The sequence below is a fragment of the Dermacoccus sp. MPR-E5 genome (assembly GCF_058809565.1).
In genome coordinates this window covers 64129-89408 of record NZ_JBXASS010000009.1, presented here as the reverse complement: position 1 = coordinate 89408, position 25280 = coordinate 64129, and the positions used below count along the sequence as shown (strand labels likewise).

The 25280-nt window shown below is 70.4% G+C and carries 22 protein-coding genes; 15 read left to right on the top strand and 7 right to left on the bottom strand.

The genetic code is table 11. The annotated features are described in order from the left end of the window. Positions 1-6 precede the first annotated feature (6 nt). From AC1RS9_RS08695 to AC1RS9_RS08685, 3 genes are read left to right on the top strand one after another with little or no spacing between them, the layout of a single operon-like run. Positions 7-981: a nitrilase-related carbon-nitrogen hydrolase gene (locus AC1RS9_RS08695; RefSeq protein WP_115296625.1), complete on the top strand. Its 975-nt coding sequence runs from the start codon at positions 7-9 to the stop codon at positions 979-981. Positions 982-1019: 38 nt separating this feature from the next. Then, positions 1020-2093, top strand: coding sequence for an agmatine deiminase family protein (locus AC1RS9_RS08690; protein ID WP_115297106.1), 1074 nt, complete (start codon positions 1020-1022; stop codon positions 2091-2093). Further along, positions 2090-3607: an APC family permease gene (locus AC1RS9_RS08685; RefSeq protein ID WP_115296624.1), complete on the top strand. Its 1518-nt coding sequence runs from the start codon at positions 2090-2092 to the stop codon at positions 3605-3607. The genes AC1RS9_RS08690 and AC1RS9_RS08685 overlap by 4 nt, the downstream gene beginning before the upstream one ends. Positions 3608-3624: 17 nt before the next feature. On the opposite strand, the gene AC1RS9_RS08680 is transcribed toward AC1RS9_RS08685, so the two are convergent. Next, on the bottom strand, positions 3625-4287 hold the full coding sequence (locus AC1RS9_RS08680) for a TetR/AcrR family transcriptional regulator (protein WP_115296623.1): 663 nt from the start codon (positions 4285-4287) through the stop codon (positions 3625-3627). Positions 4288-4343: 56 nt separating this feature from the next. On the opposite strand from AC1RS9_RS08680, the gene AC1RS9_RS08675 reads away from it, so the two are divergent. Both AC1RS9_RS08675 and AC1RS9_RS08670 read left to right on the top strand, forming a co-directional pair. Further along, positions 4344-5738 carry a flavin monoamine oxidase family protein gene (locus tag AC1RS9_RS08675; RefSeq protein WP_131940425.1) on the top strand — a complete coding sequence of 465 codons (1395 nt, stop codon included), beginning with the start codon at positions 4344-4346 and terminating at the stop codon, positions 5736-5738. Next, positions 5738-6628 carry a universal stress protein gene (locus AC1RS9_RS08670; protein WP_115296621.1) on the top strand — a complete coding sequence of 297 codons (891 nt, stop codon included), beginning with the start codon at positions 5738-5740 and terminating at the stop codon, positions 6626-6628. Before AC1RS9_RS08675 ends, AC1RS9_RS08670 begins: the two co-directional genes overlap by 1 nt. Positions 6629-6717: 89 nt before the next feature. Here the strand turns inward: AC1RS9_RS08670 and AC1RS9_RS08665 are convergent, their stop codons facing one another. The 5 genes from AC1RS9_RS08665 to AC1RS9_RS08645 form a co-directional block, all read right to left on the bottom strand. Continuing rightward, positions 6718-7143, bottom strand: coding sequence for an alpha/beta hydrolase family protein (locus AC1RS9_RS08665; RefSeq protein WP_172462920.1), 426 nt, complete (start codon positions 7141-7143; stop codon positions 6718-6720). A gap of 211 nt (positions 7144-7354) precedes the next feature. Next, positions 7355-7516: a ubiquitin carboxyl-terminal hydrolase family protein gene (locus AC1RS9_RS08660; protein ID WP_200829269.1), complete on the bottom strand. Its 162-nt coding sequence runs from the start codon at positions 7514-7516 to the stop codon at positions 7355-7357. 64 nt (positions 7517-7580) lie between these two features. Then, the gene (locus tag AC1RS9_RS08655) at positions 7581-8234 is read right to left on the bottom strand and encodes a HEAT repeat domain-containing protein (protein ID WP_235006266.1); all 654 of its coding nucleotides are present in this window, start codon (positions 8232-8234) and stop codon (positions 7581-7583) included. A gap of 209 nt (positions 8235-8443) precedes the next feature. Then, positions 8444-9640: a zinc-dependent alcohol dehydrogenase gene (locus AC1RS9_RS08650; protein WP_062256513.1), complete on the bottom strand. Its 1197-nt coding sequence runs from the start codon at positions 9638-9640 to the stop codon at positions 8444-8446. Between the two features lie 112 nt (positions 9641-9752). After that, positions 9753-11336, bottom strand: coding sequence for an SDR family NAD(P)-dependent oxidoreductase (locus AC1RS9_RS08645; RefSeq protein ID WP_370448805.1), 1584 nt, complete (start codon positions 11334-11336; stop codon positions 9753-9755). A 246-nt stretch (positions 11337-11582) separates the two neighbouring features. Here AC1RS9_RS08645 and AC1RS9_RS08640 point away from each other — a divergent pair, with 246 nt between their 5' ends. The 10 genes from AC1RS9_RS08640 (at position 11583) to AC1RS9_RS08595 (ending at position 24488) form a co-directional block, all read left to right on the top strand. After that, the gene (locus AC1RS9_RS08640; RefSeq protein WP_131940431.1) at positions 11583-13664 is read left to right on the top strand and encodes a catalase; all 2082 of its coding nucleotides are present in this window, start codon (positions 11583-11585) and stop codon (positions 13662-13664) included. After that, a complete protein-coding gene (locus AC1RS9_RS08635; RefSeq protein ID WP_235006070.1) occupies positions 13661-14647 on the top strand; it encodes an acyl-CoA dehydrogenase family protein in 987 nt (328 codons plus the stop codon). Before AC1RS9_RS08640 ends, AC1RS9_RS08635 begins: the two co-directional genes overlap by 4 nt. Beyond that, complete coding sequence (locus AC1RS9_RS08630) at positions 14647-16353, top strand: PIG-L family deacetylase (protein WP_131940435.1); 1707 nt, start codon at positions 14647-14649, stop codon at positions 16351-16353. The genes AC1RS9_RS08635 and AC1RS9_RS08630 overlap by 1 nt, the downstream gene beginning before the upstream one ends. After that, positions 16350-17321, top strand: a complete 972-nt coding sequence (locus AC1RS9_RS08625) for a WcbI family polysaccharide biosynthesis putative acetyltransferase (RefSeq protein ID WP_131940437.1) — start codon at positions 16350-16352, stop codon at positions 17319-17321. Before AC1RS9_RS08630 ends, AC1RS9_RS08625 begins: the two co-directional genes overlap by 4 nt. Before the next feature lie 83 nt (positions 17322-17404). Further along, positions 17405-18586 (top strand): glycosyltransferase family protein, encoded by a 1182-nt coding sequence (locus tag AC1RS9_RS08620; protein WP_131940439.1) that lies wholly within the window; start codon positions 17405-17407, stop codon positions 18584-18586. After that, a complete protein-coding gene (locus AC1RS9_RS08615) occupies positions 18583-19902 on the top strand; it encodes a glycosyltransferase family 2 protein (RefSeq protein ID WP_131940441.1) in 1320 nt (439 codons plus the stop codon). The genes AC1RS9_RS08620 and AC1RS9_RS08615 overlap by 4 nt, the downstream gene beginning before the upstream one ends. After that, on the top strand, positions 19899-20702 hold the full coding sequence (locus AC1RS9_RS08610) for a glycosyltransferase family 2 protein (protein ID WP_082740547.1): 804 nt from the start codon (positions 19899-19901) through the stop codon (positions 20700-20702). Before AC1RS9_RS08615 ends, AC1RS9_RS08610 begins: the two co-directional genes overlap by 4 nt. Next, entirely contained in the window at positions 20699-22093 is a 1395-nt protein-coding gene (locus AC1RS9_RS08605) for a glycosyltransferase (protein ID WP_131940443.1), read from the top strand. The genes AC1RS9_RS08610 and AC1RS9_RS08605 overlap by 4 nt, the downstream gene beginning before the upstream one ends. Then, on the top strand, positions 22093-23616 hold the full coding sequence (locus AC1RS9_RS08600; RefSeq protein ID WP_083603811.1) for a glycosyltransferase: 1524 nt from the start codon (positions 22093-22095) through the stop codon (positions 23614-23616). The genes AC1RS9_RS08605 and AC1RS9_RS08600 overlap by 1 nt, the downstream gene beginning before the upstream one ends. Further along, the gene (locus tag AC1RS9_RS08595) at positions 23616-24488 is read left to right on the top strand and encodes a glycosyltransferase family 2 protein (protein ID WP_241725155.1); all 873 of its coding nucleotides are present in this window, start codon (positions 23616-23618) and stop codon (positions 24486-24488) included. The genes AC1RS9_RS08600 and AC1RS9_RS08595 overlap by 1 nt, the downstream gene beginning before the upstream one ends. Here AC1RS9_RS08595 and AC1RS9_RS08590 read toward each other — a convergent pair. Further along, entirely contained in the window at positions 24457-25269 is an 813-nt protein-coding gene (locus AC1RS9_RS08590) for a GNAT family N-acetyltransferase (protein WP_492921153.1), read from the bottom strand. The two genes, AC1RS9_RS08595 and AC1RS9_RS08590, sit on opposite strands and share 32 nt — an antisense overlap. Positions 25270-25280 lie beyond the last annotated feature (11 nt).

The window sequence follows — 25280 nt, the reverse complement described above, 5'->3', positions numbered from 1 at the left end:
ATCACCATGCGCATCATCACATCGCTCGGGGCGCCGCGACCCCTGTCACGCACAGCCGAGGACGCCGCCGCCCCCGCCCGTGAGCCCGTCAGGGTCGCCCTCGTGCAACACCACTGGCGCGGCGACGCCGACTCTACGGCCGCCGAGCTCGCCGACGGCATCGCCGCGGCCGCCGCGCAGGGCGCTCGATTCGTGGCGCTGCCCGAGCTGTCGCTCATGCGCTACCCGGCGGACACACTGCCGGAGGGTGACGCCGCCGCGGCCGCCGAAGATCTCGCGGACGGCCCGACGGCTCGTTTCGCCGCGGAGCAGGCGCGTCGTCACGGCATCTTCGTCCATGCCTCGATGTTCCGCCGCGACGCCGTCGGTGATTCGCTCGGCACGAACACGGCCGTGCTCATGGCGCCCGACGGCACACGCGTCGGCGCGACCGACAAGCTGCACATCCCCGTCACCGAGGGCTACTACGAGGACCACTACTTCCGGGCGGCACAGCCCGACGAACCCTACCCGGTGCACGAACCGTCAGAGCTCGGAATGCGTGTCGGGTTGCCGACGTGCTGGGACGAGTGGTTTCCCGAACTCGCGCGCCTGTACTCGCTGGCGGGCGCCGACCTGCTCGTCTATCCGACGGCGATCGGTTCCGAACCGGGCTTCCCCGACTTCGACACCGAGCCGCTGTGGCGGCAGGTCATCGTCGGCAACGCCATCGCGAACGGCCTGTTCATGATGGTGCCGAACCGTTGGGGTGACGAGGGGACGCTGACGTTCTACGGCAGTTCGTTCATCTGCGACCCCTACGGGCGGGTCCTCGTGCGCGCACCGCGCGACGAGTCGGCCGTGCTCGTCGCGGACGTCGATCTCGATCAGCGACGTGACTGGCTGCAGCTGTTCCCGTTCCTGCGCACGCGGCGTCCCGAGACGTACGGCGCCCTCGTCGAACCCGTCAACGCCGACGACGCGTTGGGGCAGGCGCGGTGACTCGGCGCGACGCCTCGAACGAGGCCGTCTGCTGGCGCATGCCCGCGGAATGGAGCCCGCAGGAGCGGATCTGGATGGCCTTCCCGCACCAGGGCTACACCCTCGGCGAGACGCCCGCGGACGCCGAACGCGCGCGTGCGGCGTGGGCCGCGGTGGCGGCAGCGTGCGCCGAGTTCGAACCCGTGACGATGGTCGTCGACCCTGCCGACGTCGGGCACGCCGAACGTCATCTCGCGGGCCACGCACGCGACGGCGCTCGCATCGACATCGTCACCACCGCGCTCGACGACGCGTGGATGCGCGACATGGGCCCGACGTTCGTCCTCGACGCCCGTGGCCGGCTCGGCGCCGTCGACTGGGTCTTCAACGGCTGGGGCGCTCAGGACTGGGCGACGTGGAAGCACGACGAGGACGTCGGCGCCTTCGTCGCGCAACGCGCCGGAGCCCAGCTCGTGTCGAGCCCGCTCGTCAACGAAGGCGGTGGCTTCCATGTCGACGGCGAGGGGACGGCTCTCGCGACGCGCAGCGTCCAGCTCGACCCGCACCGCAATCCAGGCCTCGTCGAGCGCGACGTCGAGGACGAGTTCCGTCGCGTGCTCGGCGTCGAGAAGGTCATCTGGCTCGATCGTGGCCTGACGCGTGACGCGCAGGAGTTCGGTACGCGCGGCCACGTCGACATCGTCGCGACGTTCAGCGAACCGGGCGTCGTCCTCGTCCACGACCAGCAGGACGCGCGCCACCCCGACCATGCCATCAGCGCCGAGGTCGTCGAGACGCTGTCCCAGGCCGTCGACGCATGCGGCCGCCGATTACGGGTCGAATGCGTCCCCGCGCCCACACAACTGCGTGACGACGAGGGCTGGGTGGACTTCAGCTACATCAACCACCTCGTCGTCGACGGCGGCGTCATCGCCTGCCGATTCGCCGACGCCGACGACGAGGAGTCGCCCGCAGCACGCGCGGACGCCGCAGCCGTCGCCGTCCTCGAACGCGCCTACCCGGGACGCCGCGTCGTCACCGTCGATGCCCGCGAGATCTTCGTGCGCGGCGGCGGCATCCACTGCATCACGCAGCAGCAACCGTCGACCCCGACCGATGAGGATGACCGATGACCGCCGAAGCGCCCATCGAGGACAAGGGCCTCAAGAGCGGCAGCCTGGGGCTGCTCGCCGTCATCGCCATCGGCATCAGCACGATCGCGCCTGCGTACGCGATGACGTCGAGTCTTGGCCCGACGGCCCTCGAGGTCGGCAAGCAGGTGCCGGCCGTCCTGTTGCTCGGGTTCATCCCGATGTTCTTCGTCGCGATGGGCTACAAGGAGCTGAACGACGAGATGCCGGACAGCGGCACGACGTTCACGTGGGCATCGCGCGCGTTCGGCCCGTACGTCGGTTGGATGGGCGGTTGGGGTTTCCTCGCGGCCAACATCATCGTGCTGTCGAACCTCGCGGGGGTGGCCGTCGACTTCTTCTACGCCTTCCTCGGGCAGGTCTTCTCCGGCCCTCACCTCGCCGACCTGGCCGGCAACACCCTCGTCAACGTCGTGACGTGCCTGGCGTTCATGGGCATCTCGACGTGGCTGTGCCTGCGCGGGGTGGAGACGACGAAGTGGGTGCAATACGTGCTGCTCGGCTTCCAACTCGTCGTCCTGCTCGTCTACGCGGGGATGGCGATCTACCGCGCCGCCGAGCACGGCTTCCCCGCCGGGCAGGCCGACCTGTCGTGGTTCGACCCGCTGCAGATCACCGACTTCGGTGCCTTCAGCACCGCGATGAGCCTGTCGATCTTCCTGTTCTGGGGTTGGGATCTGTGCCTGACCCTGAGCGAGGAGACGAAGGGCGGCGGACGCACCGCGGGCTGGGGCGCGACCATCACGGCCCTGTCCGTCCTCGCCGTCTACCTCCTGCTCGCCGTTGCGACGATCATGTTCTCGGGCACCGGCGACACCGGCAACGGCCTCGCCAACCCCGACAACGCGGAGAACGTCTTCCTCAACCTGTCCGGCCCCGTCATGGGCCCGCTCGCGTTCCTGTTGACGCTGTCGGTGCTCTCCTCGAGCGCCTCGTCGCTGCAGGCGACCATGGGCGGCCCCTCGCGCGCCCTGTTCGCGATGTCGTACTACAAGGCGCTGCCTCCGGCACTGCAGCGACTCAACCTCAGCCGCGGCACCCCGTCGGCCGGCATCCTGACGTCGGCGCTCGTCTCCGGCGGGTTCTACGTCGTCATGCGCCTCATCTCCCAGAACGTCCTCAACGACACGATCACGGCGCTCGGCATGATGGTGTGCTTTTACTACGCGGTGACGGCGTTCGCGTGCGTCTGGTACTTCAGGCGCCGCGCACACGGCCTGCGCGCGCGGTTGATGCGCACGATCCTGCCGCTGCTCGGCGGGGTGGCGCTCGCGGTCGTGTTCTTCGAGACGACCGTCGAGAGCTGGAACCCGGCATTCGGCTCCGGCTCCTCGCTCGGCGGCGTCGGCCTCGTCTTCGTCATCGGTGTCGGCATTCTCGCGCTCGGGCTGCTCGTCATGCTCGCGGTGCGAGCGCGCTACCCGCAGTTCTTCCGCGAGGGCCTCACGTGGAGCGGACGCGACGCCGCGGCATCCCTCGACGAGGCGACGTCATGACGATCGCCGGCGGGCCCTCAGCCCCGCCGCGAGGCCAACCCGTCGAGCAGCGCGACGAGCCCGAGTTCGAACGCCGCGTCGGCGGCCTCGCGCCCCACCCCGTGACGCGCGGCGCGCGCATTGACGGCGCTCGCGATGCTCGGAGCCTCGTCGGAGGCGCTGCGCGCGTCGAAGATGTCGGCGGGCGCGCCGACGTCGAGGGCGGCGCCGAAGACGAACGCCTCCACCGCGACGACGACGTTGAGCACGTCCGCGACGTCCCACCCACCCGCGACGAGACCGCGGGCGACGGCCTCGTACATCGCGGCCGTGCGCGGGGCGTCCGCGATGGGTTGCGTCGCCATGAGCGGCACGAGCTGGGGGTAGGGCGCGTACGCCTCACGGTACGAGCGCGCCCACGCGGCCATCGCCGTACGCCAGTCGGCGCTCGCGAAGGCGCTCGTGTCGATCGTCGCGTTGATCGCGTCCTGCATCCACACGAACAGCGTGGCCTTCGAGGCGGCATGGTTGTAGAGCGCCGACTTCGACACCGCGAGATCGCGTGCGAGTGCATCGACCGTCAGGGCGCGGTGGCCGCGGCGTTCCGCCAGCTGCAGGGCCGCCCGCGTGATGCGATCCCGCGTCAGCACCGGAGCCTGCGGGCGCCCGCGCCGCCTGCGCGCGTCGCCGTCCGTCACCACCGTCGCCCCCTGCCATCGATCACCGCACAGAGTCTAAGAGAAAGAACAGAGAGCCGATGAACACGGTAGAAACCGAACGACCCACCCTGCACGCCGACGTCTGCATCGTCGGGGCGGGCCCCGCCGGGCTGACGGCCGCCCGCCGCCTCACGCAGGCCGGCAAGCGCGTCGTCGTCCTCGAGGCACGCGACCGCGTCGGCGGCCGCACCTGGTCCGACACGATCGACGGCGCGTTCCTCGAGATCGGCGGCCAGTGGGTCTCACCCGATCAGACGGCGCTCATCGCGCTGCTCGACGAGCTGGGCCTCGAGACGTTCACTCGCTACCGCCAGGGCAAGAACGTCTACCTCGCCCCCGACGGGCGCCGCGAGCTCTACACAGGCGACATGTTCCCCGCCGGGGAGAAAGTCGAGGCCGAGATCGAGCGCCTCACCGGCATCCTCGACGACCTCGCCGCCGAGATCGGCGCCGAGGAGCCCTGGGCGCACCCCAAGGCGCGCGAACTCGACACGATCTCCTTCCACCACTGGTTGCGCGAGCAGTCCGACGACGAGGAGGCGTGCGACAACATCGGCATCTTCATCGCCGGCGGCATGCTGACGAAGCCCGCACACGCGTTCTCCGCGCTGCAGGCGGTGCTGATGGCGGCGTCCGCCGGGTCGTTCTCGAACCTCGTCGACGACACCTTCATCCTCGACAAGCGCGTCGTCGGCGGCATGCAGTCCGTCTCCGAGAGGATGGCGCGCGAGCTCGGCGACGACGTCGTCAAGCTCGGCCAGCCGGTGCGCACCATCCGCTGGAACGCGGACGACGCGGCGGCGGGCGCGGGCGTCATCAGTGACGGTCTCGTCGTCGAGGCGAAGGACGTCATCCTCGCCGTACCGCCGAACCTGTACTCGCGCATCAGCTATGAACCGCCGATGCCGCGCCTGCAGCACCAGATGCACCAGCACCAGTCGTTGGGTCTCGTCATCAAGGTGCACGCCGTGTACGAGACGCCGTTCTGGCGCGAGAAAGGCCTGTCGGGCACCGGGTTCGGCGCCGAGGAACTGAACCAGGAGGTGTACGACAACACCAACCACGGTGACGAGCGCGGCACCCTCGTCGGGTTCGTCTCCGACGAGAAGGCCGACGAGGTGTTCCGCCTCAGCGCGCAGGAGCGCAAGGAACGCATCCTGCGCTCGCTCGCGAACTACCTCGGCGACGAGGCGCGCGAGCCGGTCGTCTACTACGAATCCGACTTCGGCTCCGAGGAATGGACGCGCGGGGCCTACGCCGCGAGCTACGACCTCGGCGGCCTGCACCGCTGGGGCCCCTACCAGCACGACGCCGTCGGGCCGATGCGTTTCGCGTGCTCCGACATCGCCGCGGAGGGCTACCAGCACGTCGACGGCGCCGTCCGGATGGGGGAGCGCGTCGCCCGCCAGATCCTCGAGGGTGACGGTTCGTGATGATCCGCTACCTCGTCGCGTGGGGCGGCGACGCCCGATCCGGCGATGCGCTCGCGCTCGGCGTCGACCTCGCACGGACGTTCGGTGCGAGCCTCGACGTCGTGTACGTGCTGCACGAGGAGAGCGCCTTCGGCGTCCAGCATCCGGGTGAACGGGCCTTCCGTGATCGCGTCGAGGACCAGGCACGCACCAAGCTGACCGCAGCTCTCGCGGCGGTGCCCGATGGCGTGGACGCGCAGGTTCACGTGCGCCGCTCGACGTCGGTGACGCGCGGCATCCTCGACGCCGTCGACGAGCTGGGCGCGGCGTTGCTCGTCATCGGCGCCGGCGCGGGCCCGGGCAACCGGTTCGTCGCGAACCCCGTCGCGGGTGCGCTGCTGCACGCCTCGAGCGTGCCGGTCGCGATGGCGCCGCGACGCTACCGCCGCGCGGAACGGGGCCCGCTCGACGAACTCGTCGTCGCCGTCGGAACCCGCCCAGGCGCGCAACTCGTCATCGACGAGGCCGTCGCCGGCGCGTCCAGGGTCGGGTTGCCGATGCGGCTCATCTCGCTCGTCGATCGCGACGGTCGCAGCCGCGGCGCGGCGAAGGACGAGGCTGACGCCGCCCGCACGCTTCTCGACGAGCTGCGCGCGGGGCTGGGCTCTGGTTCTCGTCCTGGTGACGCGGGTGGCGGGCTCGCGGGGGCTGATCTCGACGTGCGCGTCGACGTCGGTGAGGGCCGCACACTGAAGAAGGCCATTAGCCGCATCGATTGGGCGCCCCGCAGCGCCCTCATGGTGGGCTCGTCGCGCCTGGCGCAGAGGCGTCAGACGTTCCTCGGCACGACGGCCACCCGGTTGCTCGCGCACCTGCCGGTGCCGATGATCGTCGTCCCTCGCCCCGAGTGACGCGTGACGAGTGACTCGCCCCGCATGACGCGCGCGGCGGGGCGCCCGTCGTCGGACACCCCGCCGTCAGCGAGTCATGTGTCAGCGAGTCACTTCATGTGCGCGTCGAACCACGCGATGAGCTCCTCCGGGTGGTCGCCGAAGTAGTTGTAGGCGTGGAAGCGCTGGTTCGAGTCCTCGATCCAGAACAGTTCCTTGTCGTCGGCGCCGAGGGCGTCGAAGATCTCCTGCCCGTCCTGCTCGGCGTGGATGAGGAAGTCGCGCTTCAGCTGCGCCATGAACGTCGGCACCGTCACGGCGTGCGCGTGCGGGCGCGGCATCTCCTCGTCGAGGCGGAAACCGGTCAGCTCACGGATGCGGACGTCGAGACGCTCGGCCGGGTCCATCTTCGCGAGCTCGGCGCCTTTCTCGATGAAGGTGCGGCCGCTGATGACGTTGAGCACGCCGAGTGCCTTGATGTCGGGGAACTCTTCGGGGTAAGGGTCCATCGCGGTGATCGTCGAGTTGCCGCCCATGCAGCGACTCCAAGTCCGAGCGTCATCTCCGGCCAGCGCTGCTTGGCGTAGCGCACCGAACCGACGACGTCGCCGCACTCGACAAGGCCGAGACCCGACGTGCCGGCCGGGGTCGGCGGCGCAAGCTGCGGGCCGTCACCCATCTCACGGGTTTCGTAGTCGTAGAACCACGTCTCGCCCGGCTTGAAGCTCTGGACGACGCGGTGGCCCGTCAACGCGTGGCCCGTCGACGCGTGGTGCGCGAGTCGCAGCAGCCGACATGCCCGCACAGCGCGCAGCGACGCAAGTGCCCCCACCAACCGCCGCTCGCCTCGCACTCGACGCAGCCCATGCCGCTCGGGGCGGCGGTGACGTCGATCTGGTGGTTGTTCATGGGCTCAGGCAACGTCGCCACCGACCCGTCGCGTCCGGGTCGGTGGCGCCCGGCCCCGTGCCGCTCAGGCCCCAGGCCCGCCGAGGGCGACGATGCGCTTGGCTTCCTCGACGGCGCCGTCGAACGCGAGCTCGGGGCGGGTGCGCAGCAGGTCGGTCGCGCGAGCATGTTCGGTGACGGCCGCGTCTTGGCTCCGGATTGCCGACCTGACCGCTGGGACGGCGGCGTCGCCGAGACCGAGCAATGCGACGCTTAACGCCATCTGCGTGCCGGCGTCACCACGGCCGAACTCTTCGACCAATTCGTCAGCGAGAGAGCCATGTTGACTCTGCGGGGCCAGTGCGGCGGCCGCGCGCCAAGCGGTGCGGGCGAGATCGTCGTCGGCGTCGTGCAGGAACTCGGGCGTGATCCAGGGCCATGCGCGCTCGTCGCCGACCTTCGACAGCACGTGCAACGCCTGCGTGCGCGCCTGGATGTTCTTCGACGCCAGCTCGCGCTGAACGCGCGGCAGGACGTCGTCAGCCGGCAGGCGCGTCAGCGCCCAGGCGAGGGTCTCGCGGACGAAGAAGTCGGGCTCGACGCCGCAGCGACGCACGAGCGTCTCCAGCAGGTCGGGATGCGGATGTGTGCCCGCCGCCATCGCGGCCTGCAACCGCACCGACTGATCCTGCACGTCGAGGGCGCGGGCGATGTTCGCGGCGTACTGCTCGGGCGTCATGCTCACTGCAGCGCCCGTCGCGCCCGCACTATTCCGCGCACCATTCCAGGCGGCGCCGCCTGGACGTAGAACGCACGATGGCGGGTAACTCACAGGTCGGCGCCTAACCGCGCGCCTACCCGTGAGTTACCCGCCATCCTGTGGTGGCCGGGCGGCCGGGTGGCCCAGCGTCTCGGTGGACGCCGACCCGATCCCAGGCCGTCAGTGCGTCAGGGCTTGAGGACGACCTTCTGGCAGCCGTCCTGCTTCTTCTGGAACACGTCGTACATCGTCGCCGCTTCGTCGAGCCCGACGCGGTGCGTCGCGAGCTGCTCGACGCCGAACGGGTCGGCGTCGACGAGCACGTCGCGCAGCTCGTCGGTCCACTGCTTGACGTGGCACTGGCCCATGCGCATCGCGATGCCCTTGTCGAACATCTGCATCATCGGCATCGGGTCGAGCGCGCCGCCGTAGACACCGGAGACGGAGACGGTGCCGCTGCGGCGGACGCTGTCGATCGCGGCGTGCAGCGCGGCGAGACGGTCGATGCCGGCCTTCTTCGCGAGCGGCTCCGAGATCGCCGACGGCAGCTTGCTCACGGCCGACAGGCCCGCAGCGGCAACCGGGTTGCCGTGTGCCTCCATGCCGACGGCGTCGACGACGCCGTCCGCACCGCGCCCGCCCGTCAGGTCGCGCACCGCGTCGCCGACGGCGCTGACCTGCGAGCCGTCGAGGTCGTCGAGGTTGATCGTGCGGGCGCCGCGGGCCTTCATGCGCTCGAGGCGCTCCGGCACGCGGTCGACGACGATGACGTCCTCGATCCCCAGGTACTGCGCGCTCGCGACGGCGAGCTGACCGACGGGGCCGGCGCCCATGACGGCGAGCGTGTCGCCGGGGCGCACGTTCGCCCATTGCACGCCCTGCCACGCGGTCGGCAGGATGTCGGACAGGTAGAGGTAGCGCTCGTCCTCGCCGGCCTCGGGTACCTTGATGGGGCCGAAATCGGCGTGCGGCACGCGGACGTAGTCCGCCTGGCCGCCGGGCACCGCACCATACAGGCTCGTGAAGCCGAACAGGCTCGCGCCGGTGCCCTGGTCGACGTTCTGCGTCGTCTCGCACTGCGCGAACAAGCCTCGGTTGCACATCCAGCAGTGGCCGCAGGAGATGTTGAACGGCACGACGACGCGGTCGCCGGGCTTGAGGTTCGTGACGCCCGAACCGACCTCCTCGACGATGCCCATGAACTCGTGGCCGAGGATGTCGCCCTTCGTCAGGAACGGCGCGAGGACGGTGTAGAGGTGCATGTCCGAACCGCAGATCGCGGTCGAGGTGACGCGCACGATCGCGTCGGTGGGCTCCTGGATGCTCGGGTCGGCGACCTGCTCGACCGAGACCTTGCCCTGGCCCTGCCAGGTGAGTGCTCGCATCAGTTTCTCCTCGAGAGGATCACCGCGACGTGCGGCGATCAGCTGGTGGGGATGGGGTGGTGGGGAGCGTGGTGCCGGGAGCCGCCGCGCGTCGGTTCGGCTCCCGGGTTCGTCACAGCTCGGTCGTGGCGCTCTGGCCCTTCGGACGCTCGCCGCTGACGCGCGCCTTGACGATGCTCGCGAGCGCGGAGGCCTTGCCGCCGGGCTGGCCCCAGAACTGCGCGGACTCGCTGACGACGCGGACGAGACCGAGGTCCGGGTCGTCCTTGCCGCCGTCGTACCACGCGGCGACGTCGTCGCCCCACAGCTCGTCGACCTTGGCGCGGTCGTCGACGAACTCGACGCGTCCCGCGACGGACAGCCACGAACCGAGGTGCGCGAACGACAGGTTGACCTGCGGGTTGCTCTGCAGCGCCTGCGCCTGCTCGGTGCCGAGGCCGACGAAGAACCACACGTCGGCGTCGTCCGTCACCTCCTGCGGCGTCATCGGGTGGCTGTGCAGGGCCCCGTCGACTGCGATCGAGGTGAGCATGACGAAGCGCTCACCACGCATGATCTCGACGACCTGCTCCTGCGAGATGTCGGACTTCGGGGTTCCAGCAGACATGGTGCGTGCCTTTCGTCGGGGGTCTGGGATGCTCGGGTGGTTGGGTTCAAATCTTCGGGTGGCGCGACCCGGGGCCGCTCGCCCCTCGGGTTCGAGGTTGCTGCGCGACGCGCGATCACCGAGCGTCGTGAGGAGCTTGACGAATCGTCCGGCCTTCGGTGCGAGCTTCGATCCGGGGACAGGCGTCGTCGCACCGGGAACGGGCCCGGGCAGCGCACGCCCGACGAGGCCCATGACGCGCGTCGTCACGCCCGGCATGACGCCGTGGACGCGTGCGCCGAGCTTCGCGGCGGGCGTGAGGATGACGTACGGCTTGCCGGCGAGGACGCCGTCGACCATGCGTCGCGCGGCCTTCGTCGCGTCCATGCTGACGAACGGCAGCGACGCGGCGGGCGCAAACCACGCGTATTCGGCCTGCGCGTTGCCGTAGAACTGTGCGGCCGTGTGCGAACCGGTGCGCATCAACCCCGGGGCGATGACGGTGGCGCTCACGCCCGTGCGGGCGAGCGACGCGGCGAGGCCCTCGGTGTAGCCGACGGCCGCGAACTTCGCCGTCGAGTAGGCGAGCAGGTGCGGTGCGCTCAGCAGGCCGCCGATGGAGGTGACGACGCCGAAGCGCCCGCGCCCGCGTTCGCGCATGCCGGGGATGACGGCGTCGGAGAGGTTGATCGGCCCCCACGCCATGATGTTCATCGCGCCTTCGATGTGCTCGTGCGTCGTGTTCTCGGCCGGGCCGACCTCTATGACACCGGCGACGTGGATGGCGACGTCGATCGGGCCGTGCTCGCGCTCGACCTGGGCGACGGCTCGAGCCACCCCGTCGCGATCACTCACGTCCATGACGATCGTCGAGACGGCACTGCGCGCGTGGCCGTGGGAGACAAGCGTGTCGGCGGCCTTCGCCAGGGCGTCGGCGGAGCGAGATGCGAGGACGACGCGGTGCCCGGCGTCGGCGAGGGCGGTGGCGACGAGAAAACCCAGCCCGCGCGAGGCTCCCGCGACGAGTGCCAAGGGCTTCTCTGACGAAGCCGATGCATTCTGGTTCGGCGAACTGACCGGGTGATCCGACTGGCTGCGCGACGTCTCCATGAGTTTCACCCTAGAGTCGATCCCTAATTTTTCCAATGGGTTTCGCCTCTCACACCGAGTCGTCACCCACACGGGTGCCCGGCGGCTCATGTCCCGTCAGCGCCCTGGGCCTCGCTGCGATCCTTGTCCACATCTGCGATTTTCGTCCACATCCGTAGGGGCGTGGTGAGAGGGGGTGCGGTGGCCTTACTCTCCGACATAGGGTCGAGAGGCCATGATCGAACGACCACCAGCATGAGGAGAGCCATGAGCGACAACGAGCGCACCACGAGCCCCGACACGCGCGGCACCGGGGACGAGCTGCACCAGGGGGTGAGCGGTGGCAACGCCATGACGACGTCGCAGGGTATTCCGGTGACCGACGACCAGAACCAGCTGCGTGCGGGCGACCGCGGCCCGTCGCTGCTGCAGGACGCCGCGTTCCGCGACAAGATCATGCACTTCGACCACGAGCGCATCCCGGAGCGTGTTGTCCACGCCCGCGGCTACGGCGCGCACGGCGTGTTCGAGAGCTACGACGACCACAGCGACCTCACGGCCGCCTACCTGCTCGGCAAGAAGGGCCGTCAGACGGAGACGTTCGTTCGTTTCTCGACGGTCGCCGGCAACATGGGCTCCGCCGACCTCGCGCGCGACGTCCGTGGCTTCGCGACGAAGTTCTACACCGAGGAGGGCAACTGGGACCTCGTCGGCAACAACATCCCCGTCTTCTTCATCCAGGACGCGATCAAGTTCCCCGACCTCGTGCACTCGGTCAAGGAGGAGCAGGACCGCGGTTGGCCGCAGGCGGCGAGCGCGCACGACACGTTCTGGGACTTCATCTCCCTCATGCCCGAGTCGACGCACATGGCCCTGTGGGCGATGAGCGACCGCGCGATCCCGCGCAGCTTCCGCTTCATGGAGGGCTTCGGCATCCACACCTTCCGCTTCGTGACGGCCGACGGCAAGAGCTCGTTCGTCAAGTTCCACTGGAAGCCCGTGCAGGGCATGCAGTCGGTGGTCTGGAACGAGGCCGTCAAGATCAACGGCGCCGACGCCGACTTCCACCGTCGTGACCTGTGGAACGCGATCCAGAGCGGCGACTTCCCCGAGTACGAACTCGGTGTCCAGGTGTTCGACGACGCGTTCGCCGACAGCTTCGACTTCGACGTGCTCGACTCGACGAAGATCATCCCCGAGGAGATCGTCCCGATCCGCCCGCTCGGCAAGATGACGCTCAACCGCGTCGTCGACAACGTCTTCTCCGAGACGGAGCAGGTCGCGTTCATGACGCAGAACGTCGTGCCCGGCATCGACTTCACGAACGACCCGCTGCTGCAGGGCCGCAACTTCAGCTACCTCGACACGCAGCTGTCGCGCCTCGGCTCGACCAACCACACGCAGCTGCCCGTCAACGCGCCGAAGTGCCCCGTCGCGCACTTCCAGCGTGACGGTCACATGCAGTTCGCGCACCAGAGGGGCCGCGCCAACTACGAGCCGAACGGCTTCTCGGGTGACGACCGTGGCCCGCGCGCGCTGACGACGTTCCAGCCGGACACGTACCCGACGAAGGTCGAGGGTGAGGCGCGCCGTCTGCGTGCGGAGTCGTTCGCCGACCACTACAGCCAGGCCAATCAGTTCTGGAAGAGCCAGACGGAGGTCGAGCAGAAGCACATCGTCGACGCGTTCGCGTTCGAGCTCGGCAAGTGCGAGATCCCCGAGATCCGCACGCGCATGCTCGGCAACCTGCGCAACGTCGACGAGTCGCTCGCGCAGCGCGTCGCCGACGAGCTCGCGATGGAGCTGCCGGAGGCCTCGCCCGCGAAGGTGGCGCCGCGTCACGACCTGCCCGTCTCCGACGCGCTGAGCATCGTGAAGAACGGACCCGACAGCTTCGCCGGCCGCAGGATCGGCGTCGTCGTCAGCGACGGAACCGACGCCGACCTGCTCGCCGCGGTGCGTTCGGCCGCCGAGGCCGAGGGCACGGTCGTCGAGATCGTCGCGAAGGCCGTCGGTGGCGTCACGCTGTCGAACGGTGAGAAGCTCGCCGCCGATCACGCCATCGCCGGTGCGCCGTCTGTGCTGTTCGACGCCGTCGCGCTGCTGCCGTCGGCTGACGGTGCGGCGACGCTCGGCAAGGTCGCTGAGGCTCGTGACTTCGTGACGGACGCCGTCGCGCACAACAAGTTCCTGGCCCTCGGCCCGGACGCGTCGGGTCTCATCGAAGCCGCGGGTGTGGCGTCGAAGAAGGACGACGGGTTCGTCGACGTCAGCGACGCGGCCGGCGCGAAGGGCTTCGTCGAGACGTGCCGTGCGCTGCGCTTCTGGAAGCGGGAGCTCTCCGCTTGAGCGAACCCTCTCGCGCGCTGCGCCGCCCCGATATCCCTGCTGGGGACATCGGGGCGGCGCTTGCCGCTGCCGGTGAATTCGCTTCCGCCGCAGCGGCGTTGGGCCGCGACAGCGCGGTGTATCTCGACACGCTCCGATCGCTCGGCGCCTCCGACCTGACGACGGCCCGCGTCATCGAACCGCACCTCGATGCGCTTGCGATCCTCGCCGAGGCGGGGGTTGCGCCGGGCGACGTGCTGCCCGGCGGTGGGGACGGCGCCTGGGGCGTGTTCGCGGCGCGGGCGCCGGGCCTCGCCGCGCGTCGCGAGGGTGATGGCTGGGTGCTCGACGGGGTGAAGCCGTGGTGCTCGCTCGGTGAGCAGTTGTCGCATGCGCTCGTGACGGCCGGTACGCCTGAAGGGCAGCGGTTGTTCGCCGTCGATCTCACGGACGCGCGGGTGGGTGGCGCCGAGGAGTCATGGGTGTCGCGTGGGCTCGCCGCGATCCGTTCGACGTCGCTGACGTTCGACGCGATGCCCGCGAAGCCCGTCGGGGAGCCAGGTTTCTACCTCGGTCGTGACGGTTTCGCGTGGGGTGGCATCGGTGTCGCCGCCGTCTGGGCGGGCGGCGTGGACGGCCTCGTCACAGCGGTTCGTGCGGCTGCGGGGCGGCGTGAACCCGATCAGATCGCGCTCATGCATCTGGGCCGGCTCGAGGTCATCACGTATCTGCTCGACGCGGTACTCGCCGACGCAGCCCGCGCGATCGACGGTGGAAACGCCTGCGGTGCAGCGGGTCTCGCGTTGTCGTCGCGCGTGCGAGCAGTCGTCGCCGATGCGGCGGAGCAGGCGCTGACGATCTGTGGCCACGCGCTCGGCCCCGGCCCGTTGACGAGCGACGAGACCCACGCGCGGCGCGTTGCCGACCTCGGTGTCTACGTGCGCCAGCACCATGCCGAACGCGACCTCGCCGCCATCGGCGCCGCCACGCTGGAGCGTCACTGATGCGCGGGATGCCCGCCGCGCCGGCCTCGTGGTCGTCGCGGGAGCCCGGCACGAGCGAACGCACGTGGTTGCGAGGGACGCCATGGGCGTCGCTTGGCCACCTCGACGTCGAAGCCCTCGCTGCCCGGTACAGCCGCGTCGTCGTCGTCGCGGCTCACCCCGACGACGAGACACTCGCCGTCGGCGCATTCTTGGCGATGCTCGCGGACGCGGGGTTGCCCGTAGACGTCGCCCTCGTCACCGACGGCGAGGGATCGCACTCTGCGGCAACGGGACTGACATTCGAGGTCGTCCGCGAAGTCCGTCGTCGCGAGTTCGACGACGCTCTCGGTGTGCTGCTCGGCGGTGCGCTCGGGCGGGTTGAGCGCCTTGCGCTACCTGACGGCCGCGTCGCTGACCACCGTGCCGAGCTGGCCGCTGCGCTGGAGCGCGTCGTGCGGGTAACTGCGGCGGAGGCATCCACGGTGTCGGACCAGTCGCCCTCGAGAGCGGTCGGCTGCGATGACGCAGCCACCGATGTGACCTCGACGGTGACGCCGTCGATGACGCCGGTGCGTGGGTCGGGAACTGAGCGGGTGCTCGTCGTCGCCCCGGCGGAGGCCGATGCGCACATCGACCACGACACGTGCGGAGCCGTGGCGCGTGACGTCGCGGCGCAGCTCGGGGCGGCGTGCGTCAGCTATCCGTTGTGGTGGTGGCACTGGGGCGACCCATCGTCGGTCGCCGAAACAGTCTGGGAGAGCAGCGTTCTCGCTGTCCCCGACGTCGCCTCGCTCCAGCGCAAACGCGCGGCCATCGCGGCGTACTCGTCACAGATCGGGACGTTCGCGCGCCCGACAGCCGAGCCTGCGATGCTCGACGCCGGCGTCCTCGCCCACTTCGAACGTCTCGTCGAGACACTCTTCGACCCGGACGGCGCGCTGCCCCGCGTCGCCTCGTTCGATGACGGACGCACGCCGGCGGCATCCTTCGACGCGATGTTCGAGGGCAGCGACGACCCGTGGGGTGTCGAGACGCGCTGGTACGAGCGGCGTCGCCGTGCCCTCATCGAGGCGATGCTGCCTGACGAGCATCTCGGGCGCGTGCTCGATCTCGGATGCTCCACGGGCGCCCTGACGCGGGTGCTCGCCGAGCGCGCCGACGGCGTGGTCGCGGTCGACGGGAGCGCCCAGGCGCTGGCGCGCGCTCGTCGACGTGACGTCGACGGCGTCGACTGGCGCCACGCCGAACTGCCTTCTGTGCTCGATGAACTCGCCGACGAAGGGCAGCGGTTCGACACCGTCGTGCTCAGCGAGATCGGCTACTTCCTCGACGGCGCGACGCTGCTGGCGACCCTTGCCGGCATCGACGCGCTGCTGCGCGATGACGGTGTCGTCGTCGTGGCGAACTGGCTGCACCCGACGCGTGACATCCCCCTCGACGGGCGTCTCGTCGATGAGCAGGTGCGCCTCGTGTGGCCGACGCTCGCGCGTTACGAAGACGACGACGTCGCCATCGTGGTCGCTCGCCCGAGCAACGGCGATGCCCCAACCGCCGCAACGGCCCCCGTGTCGCGCGACACCCGCGCCGTCCTGCGAATCCCGTCCACGGCGAATCCTGTCCACATCGGCGATTTTCGTCCACATTCGTCGGCTGACGGCGAGCGCGGCGTTGGCGCCGTCAGCGGCGAAAGTGCCAGAGATGACGTCGAAGGAGAGGCCTCATGACAGTGCCTGCCGTCGAGGCGACGCCTCGCAACCTGCACTACGGCGAGTTCTACGGTCTCACCGACCCCGTGCCGACGGCCGATCCTGCCGGCCGCCCGGTGCTCGTCGTCCACGGCAACTGCCAGGCGGAGTCGCTGCGCGTACTTCTCGACGGTCGGTACGGCGATCGCATCCGCACGATCCGCCTCATCCCGGCGCACGAACTGCTTGCCGATGATGTGCCGCACCTGCATCGCATCCTCGCGCAGGCCCACTACCTCGTGACGCAACCCGTCGCCCCCGGGTATCGCGGCCTGCCCGTCGGCACGGACGAACTGCTCACGGCGGCGCCGCACGTCAGGTCGACGATCGTGCCCGTCATGCGGTGGGCGGGGCTGCACCCGGCGCAGGTCATCGTCCGCACGCCCGCGGGCGAGCCGCCGATCGTGCCGTATCACGATCTGCGCGTCATCGCGGCGTGCCGCCGAGCGGGTGACCACGCGACTCGCATGACGAGCGACGACCTGCCGCAGCTCGACGAGCGCGCCGTCGCTGCCCTGCGCGACGCATCCCTCGCCGAGCTGACGCGGCGCATCGAGGCGCACGGCGCCGTCGACATTCGTGATGCCCTCGCGCGCCCTGGACGGCGCAGCGTCCACGTCATCAACCACCCGACGAACGACGTCCTCGTCGAGGTCGCCGACCGCATCGCGGCCGCCCTCGACCTCGGCGCACCCCGCGAGTACGACCCTGGCCGGTCGCTGCTCGGCGCCCTCGTCGCGCCGATGGACGAGCGCGCCGCCGCGCTCGCGCAGGTGCCGATGAGCGATGACGACGTCGCCCGCGTGTGGCAGGTGCGCGGTCAGGCGGTGGGCGAGGACGAGATCGTCGCCGCCCACGCCGCGTGGTACGCCGAGCACCCGCAGGCACTCGCGGACGCGGTGCGTCGACATGCGACGTTGCTCGAGATCGTGGACGGTGACGTGTGAGCGCCGCACCGAGCGGCGATGCGTTCGAACATCCGACGGACGTCAAGATGACGAGAAGCCCCGTCGCACATGACAATACGAGGATGACGACGACGCGCCCGGCGAGCACTGCCGCTGAGGAACCCCGCAGCGCGCACGTTGCATCGGGTGATGCGGCTGCAACCGTCGACCACCTCCTGCTCGGCCCGCCCGAGCACGGGGTGACGCGCCACGGGGCGGCTCTCGCCGGTGCGCGCCGCACGTCGATGCTCGACGTGGGGACCGGCGCGCGTGACCTCGCGGCGTACCTCGCGGACGATGCGGGGCCCGTGCATGTTCACCTCACCGACGCGCTGCTCGGCGCCGACCACCGGGCGATCGAAGCCGGGGTGCGCGCGATCGAGGGCGCCGCGCGGCCCGTGCACGTCACGCTTCACGACATTCCGCAGCCCGCCGAGGGGCAGGCGCGCTACGAACGTCGCGCTGCGCTGTATGCGCGCATCGTCGCGGCCGCCGCGTCTGTTCAGGTGTGCAGCGAGGCCGAGCGCGCGATGCTGGGTGACGTCGTCGCGGCGCCTGCCGGTGACGCTGACAGCGCCGCTCGGGGTTTCGGCGACGCCGATGTCGCTGGTGTCGGTGTCGTCACGTTGCCGGTCGATGCGCGAGCGAGTGCAACCGAGGCGGGTGACGCGGTGCTCGCCCTGGGCGATGACGCGCCCGTCGGCGTCCTCGGGTTCGTCCATCCGGGCAAGGATCCGCAGTTGGCGCTCGATGTTGCCGCGGCGCTGGGTCGCGACCTCGTCATGCTCGGCGCGGTGGTCGAGGGGCACGAGGACTTCGTCGATGACTTGCGCCGCACCGCGAACGCGCGCGGAATCGAACTGCGCGTTCTCGGGCACCTGAGCGAGGACGAGATGGACGCCGCGATCGCGACGATCGCCGTGCCGCTCGCGGCCTACCGTCACATCTCCGCGTCGGGTTCGATCGGCCGATGGATCGCCGCCGGTCGCCGGCCGATCACGCTGGCCACGCCGTGGGTCGCCGAACTGTCGACGGCGGCACCCGGTTCGGTGACGGTCGTCGAACCTCGTACAGATGCAAGCGATTCGGGTGATCGGGATGGGGTGGTCGACGCTTTCGTCGATGCCGCCCGGTCGGCGCTGAGCGACCCGATGATGACCGTGACGAACCCGTCGCATCCCGGCTTGCTCACGACGCCGGACGCCGCGCGTCGCCAGAGCGAACTGCTCGCCGCGCACCTGACGTCCCTGGGTGGTGTCGGGTGAGCGCGAACGCTCGCGCAGGCGAGCAGGGGGCTGACCTGAGCGTGGGTGACGGACGCGACGTCGACGTCGTCGTCACGCATTTCGAAGACCCGCAGCGTCTGCGATGGGTGCTGGATTCCCTGGCGGCGCAGGATGATTCGTCGCTGCGCCTCCACGTCGTCGTCGCGGATGACGGTTCGGCCACCCCGCCGAGCGTCCCCGACGGCGTCACGCTCCTGCGACAGGCGAACGAGGGCTTCCGCGCCGCGGCAGTGCGCAATCTCGGCGCGCGCGCCGGGTCGTCACCGGTCGTCCTCTTCCTCGACGGCGACACCGTGCCGACGCCCGGCTACTGTGCCGCGATGGTCGACGCCTTGCGAGAGGCGTCGCGCGAGGCGCCGGGCGCCGGCGCCCTCGTCGTCGGAGCCCGTCGGCATGCCGATCTCAGTGCCGTCGCCGCGCGGGGTGACGACGTCGTGTCCTGGTGTGCGGCAACCGATCCCGAGGCGCCGGCCGACGGTGACGTCCTCGCCGCACCCCAGTGGCTGCGCGACGGCTATACGCGCACGAACGACCTGCGTGACGCCGGCGACGGCGACTGGCGACTCGTCATCAGCGCCGTCATGGGCATGACGCGCGACGCGTTCGAACGACTCGACGGGTTCGACGAGAGCCTCGTCGGGTACGGCGGCGAAGACTGGGATCTCGCCTATCGCGCCTGGAACACCGGCGTCGCCCTGCGTCATGCGCCGGCCGCGGTGGCCTGGCACGACGGCCCCGACGCGGGGGAGCGAGCCGATCTCGCGCAGCTCAAGGAGGGCGAGCAGCTCGCGCTCGCTGCCCGCATTCCACAGCCAGACGTGCGGGGGCGCCACGGTATCTGGCGCGCCCCGCGCGTCGTCGTGTTCTGGCGGCCGGCGCGAACGGTGGCACCGAGCGGCGAGTACGCCGCCCTCGAGTCGTGGCTCGCGCTCGCGGACGTCGGGATCTGGTGCGGTGAACACCGTCCCGACGTGCTCGCCGATGACTCTCGCGTGTGCGCCGGCGAACCGTCCGACGACGTTCTGCAGCGCGCTGAGTTCATCGTCGACGTCATGCAGCCGTGCGTTCTGCGCGATGCCGAGGGTCTGCTCGCAGCGTGCGACGGCGCGCCATGGGTGGGCGGCGGCGTGACGGCGGCGCGCACCCGTCATCGGACGAATGTGGACGAAAATCGCAGAAATGACAGGGTCGCTGGGCCGGTCGAATCGTCCGCGGATGCGTCACCGATCGTCGACACCGTGCCCGCAGACGGGCCCCTCGACCTCGAGGCCTGGGGCCGACGGAGGTGGTCATGAGCGAGCGCACCTATCCGTGCGTGACACGTGCGCTCACTCGCAGCCGTGACGGTTCGCCTCGCCCTGCTCTCGCCGGCGCCACCGTCATCGTGCCTGCGCGTGACGAAGAGCAGGCGCTTGCGCACTGCCTCACGGCGCTCGAACGAGCGCTCGTCGAGGTTGCTCATCTCGCGCCGGCGATGACGTTACGTGCGTGCATCGTCCTCGACACGTGCACCGACGACAGCGAGGCCATCGTGCGTGCCTTCGCGGGCGCCGCGGCGCACCGCGGGCAGTTCAGCGTGGAGCCGCTCGTCGTCACGGCGGGGAGCGTCGGGCGAGCGCGTGCCGCGGGAGTGCGCTGCGCGCTCGAATGGGCGGAACGTGACGGCATCGATGCCGACGCGCTGTGGCTCGCGTCGACCGACGCCGACACGCACGTCCCGCCGCACTGGCTGAGCGCCCACATCGCGACGGCCAACGCCGGCGCCGACGCGTACGTCGGCACCGTCGAACCGGACGCGGCTCTCACCGGCGCGCGGCGCGCAGAGTGGATGGAACGACACCATCTGCGGGAGGGGCATCCTCACGTGCACGGCGCGAATCTCGGTGTGCGCGCCTCTGCGTACCTGCGGGTCGGCGGGTTCGCGCCGCTGTCGCTGCACGAGGACGTAGACCTCGTCGAGCGGCTGCGCGCCGAGGACGAGCGCCTCGTGCGGGCGGCCGATGACGCGCGCGTCGTCACGTCGAGCCGTCTCGACGGGCGAGCTGTCGGCGGGTTCGCGACGTATCTGGCCAACCTGCGAGGAGGAGTCGCATGACGTCGCTGCGCATCGCCGTGCTCGCCACGAACCGCAACCCGTTGAGCGAGCCGTTCGCCGGCGGCCAGGAATCGCTGACGGCGGCGCTCGTCGCCGGGTTCCGTCGGCGCGGCCACCACGTCGTGCTGTTCGCGGCCGAGGGGACGCCGGCCGACGTGGCCGACGAGGTCGTGACGTACCCGGCGCTGCCGCGGTTCTCGGCGGTTGCCGCGCTCGACCCGCAGCTGCCGGAGAAGCCGTTTCTCGACGACCATCACGCGTTCACGTTCGCGGCCGCCGAACTGGCGCGCCGGGATCGTGCCGGTGAGCTCGACGTCGTCGCCAACCACAGCCTGCACCACCTGCCGATGTCGCTGTCGCGCGCCTACGACGCGCCGGTCGTCACGACGTTGCACACGCCGCCGTTTCCGTGGATGGAGCTCGGCGCTGCCCTCGCCTCGCCGGCGTCGCGGTTCGTCGCGGTGTCGAAAGCCCTCGCGGCGCAGTGGTCGACGGTGACGCGGCAGGTCGTGGCGAACGGTGTCGACGAGTCGCGTTTCGTCCTCGGGCCGGGTGCTGCCGACGGCCGTCTCGCCTGGGTCGGTCGGATCACGCCGGAGAAGGCGCCGCATCTCGCGATCGATGCGGCGCGGATGGCCGGGCGACGGCTGGCTCTTGTCGGGCCGGTCAGCGATGCCGCGTACTTCGAGGCGGAGATCGCGCCGCGGCTCGGGGGTGACGTCGAGCATCTCGGCGCATTGCGGCCGCAGGAGGTGGCGAAGGTCGTCGGGCGGAGCGACGCGTTGTTCGTCACACCGGCATGGGATGAGCCGTTCGGCCTCGTCGCCGTCGAGGGCGCGATGTGCGGGACGCCTGTCATCGCCCTCGCACGAGGTGGTCTCGTCGAGGTGGTGCGACCGGACATGGGTGTCCTCGTCGACGTGTCGACGAATCCGGTCGTGGATTCGTCTGAGCTCCCGGCAGGAGCCGTGATGGCGGCGCCCGACGACGTGCTGGTCGCCCGACTGGCCTCTGCCGTCACCGAAGTCGACGCTCTCGAGCGCGCGGCGGTGCGCGAGTGCGCCGTCCGCCATTTCTCTCTCGATGCCTGCATCGACGGGCATCTCGCGGTGCTGACGGAGGCGGCTGACGCGGCGCGCCGTTCGCAGCCTGGATCGGGCGCGCGATCCGTCGAAGGTCACACACCGCTGGATCCGCTCCCGAGCGACGCCGACGCGCGGCGGCTCGTCATCCGTGAGGACATGAAGCCTCCAGCCGGGGTTCGTCCGGGCGTGAGCGCGCCGAACGGCACGGGCAGCGACGTTGCGGACCGTCCGTTGCTCCCGGGGGGCCTTTCGGGCGACAGCGTCTCAGGCGGCGCCCAACCGGACGCGACAGGGGCGATGTCGTGATGCGCATCGGTTACTACGTGCACCATCACGGGCGGGGGCACGCGACGCGGGCGGGCGTCATCGGCGCCGAACTGACGCGGCGCGGGCACGTCATCACCTATCTCGGCAGCGGCGCACTACCCGACGGGGATCAGGTCGCGCTCGGGTCGGATGCCGATGAAGCGGATGCACCGTTCGTCGACCCCGATGCGGGTGGGCGTCTGCACTGGGCTCCGCTCGGCGGTGGCTACGCCGAGCGTTCGGCGCAGATCGCGGCGTGGGTGACCCAGGGGCGCCCGGACGTCGTCGTCGTCGACGTCTCTGTCGAGGTGAGCGCTCTCGTGCGGCTGCTCGGCGTCCCCGTCGTCGTCGTGGCTCAGCCCGGGCGACGCGACGACGCACCGCATGCGCTGGCGTTCGACCTGGCGGCGGCTGTGCTGGCGCCCTGGCCGGCGCGGCTCGACGTCGCGCCGCACCTCGAACGCCATCGCGACAAGACGGTCGAAGTCGGTGGCCTGTCGCGCTTCGCGGGTCATGCTGCGGGGCCGAACACTGCGGGCGGTGGTTCGTCGGCATGTCCCTCCCCGAACTCCTCGGAAAGTGTTGCGTCAGGCCCGCGGGCGGCCGGTTCCCGCGATGCCGGCGGCTGCGGCGTCGCGGCGGACGTCTCGCAGAGCACTGCACCGGGCGCCGGATCCGGCGGTGCAGCAATAGACGCTGTGGGAGGCCCTTCGCTGGGCGCACGGCGAGGGGCCTCGTCAGATGCCTTGGCGGGCAGCGATTCTGACGGTGCCGCGGTGAACGTTCCGGAGGGCCTTTCGGTGGGCACGCCGAGAGGGGCCTTCTCGGACGCGACATCGCGGGGCGCCCAAGAGATACCAAGGTTGCGTGGTGTGCTCCTCGTCGGCGGCGAGGGCTGGGACGACGCTGAGCTTCCGGGCGCCGTCGAACGCGCTGTGCCGCAGGTCCATTGGCGGACGCCCGACGCCGACCACCCCGTCGAGGTTCTGCTCGCGACGGCTGACGTCGTCGTCACCCACGCGGGGCAGAATGCTCTTGCGGACGTCGCTGCCTTCGGTGTTCCTGCCGTCGTCGTGCCGCAGGAGCGTCCGTTCGACGAGCAGGCCGACATGGCTCGTGCTCTTGACGACGCCGGCATCGCGCGCAGGCTGACTCTGGGTGCGACCGCTGACGAGGTCGCTGCCGGCATCCGTGAACTCCTCGCCGGGGACGACGAGCGATCGACAGGACGTGCGTGGGCGCGCTGGTGCGTCGACGGCGCTGTTGACCGCGCGGCTGACGTCATCGAGGCCGCTGCGCGCGGGGGCGTCGCTGACCTAGCCGCTGGAACTGAGGCCGACGATCTGGGAGGTGCTGTGCGTGGGAGCAGGCACGGCATCGACGATGTTGCGCGCGCAGGTGTCGCAGAGCGAGGCGTCCGCGAAGCCGGGGGCGCTGCGCGTGGAGTCGTCGAGGGCGGCTCCGGCTGGCCAGCCGCTACCGGCGCCGAGACGCCCGCACTCGGTGATGGGACGCTGCCGTGATGACCGACATGGGGTCGGGCCGGACGCTGCCCGTCGCCGTCGTCACTCCGGTGCGGGGGCGTCTGGAGCACCTCGTCAATCAGCGACGGTTCCTCGACGAGGTGGCGCCCGACGTGCGACACGTCATCGTCGCCGTCGACATGCCTGATCTGGGTGACGACCTGCGCGCGGCGGGCGTCATGGGTGAGAGCGTCAGCATCGTGCCCCTCGACGATCACCCGCTGGGCATGCCGACAGCGCGGGCCCGCAACGTCGGCGCCACGGCGGCACTCGATGATGGCCCGGAACTCATCGTCTTCCTCGATGTCGACTGCGTCCCCCTGCCCGGTTTCGTCGATGCGTCGCGTGACGCGCAGCGTCAGCTCGATGCTCGCGGCGAGCGTGCCGTGCTCAACGGCATCGTCACGTATCTGGGGGAGGACGATCGTCTCGACGGTGAATTCCCGGCGGCTGCAAGACGTTTCGTCGCTCCGCATGCTGCGCGCCCCGCGCCGTCGTCGGGTGCGGTCGAGGTTGACGACGACCATCGTCTCCTGTGGTCGCTCGCGTTTGCGCTCGATGCCGACGCCTGGCGCGCGTGCGGCGGTTTCGACGAGCGGTACGTCGGGTACGGCGCGGAGGACACCGACTTCGGCATGCGGGCCCGTGACGCGGGCCTGCGGATGGCGTGGGTCGGCGGCGCGCACGCGTTGCATCAGTGGCATCCGAGCGCGAACCCGCCGCGCCATCACGTCGTCGACATCGTGCGCAACGCGAACCTCTACCGCGAGCGGTGGGGCACCTGGCCGATGGAGGGCTGGTTGCAGGCGTTCGCCGACGAAGGCCTCGTCGAGTGGACCCCTACGTCGTTGTCCCTGGCGTCGCCGCATTGAGCCTTGCGGTGTGCCCGAATGTGGACAGGATTCGCAGGCGTGTCCGAGAATCGCGAATGTGGACGAAAATCGCAGTTGTACACGGCGCGCCGGGGCCATCCTGCGATCTACGTCCCCATCTGCGAATCCCGTCCACATTCGTACCGCGGGGTGACGCATCGCCACCGAGACGAAGAGCGCGGACGGGCCGACTACGCGACGTCGCCGCCGCCGCTCCGCGGGAGGCCTCAGCCTGGGCGCTTTCATCGACGCGGATGCGGCTGTACATGAACATGTCCTTGCGCGAATCGCCCACCTGCTGCCAGGAACGCAGCAGTCCTTCGCGTTCGAAACCACAGGCTTCGGCGCAACGCCATGACGCCTCATTCCACGGCTCGACGTAGAGCTCGAGGCGGGCCACGTCTTCGAGCGTCTCGGCCCAACCGCTCAGGATGGCGAGTGCGCGCTTCGCGTAGCCGCGTCCCCGGAACGCCGGCGCCAGCCAGTACCCCGTCGAGGCACGCCCCTGGTGGATGGAGCTGAGCCACAGGCCGATGTTGCCGATGCACTGATCGTGCTGGTCGGTGATGGCGAAGGAGTACCCGGCGCCGGTCCGTAGTCGCTCGTGCTGACACGCTATGTAACTCAGCGCGTCGTCATGGGAACCGCTCGCGGGGACGGTCGTGATGAGGGGAATCAGCGGGTCGCGGGCAACGCTGCGAACCAGATCCACGTCATCGTTCACGAAAGCGCGAAGGGTGACACGTCCGTCCCCCAGGTTCGGCAGTTCGGCGGGGAGCATGGTCTCACTCT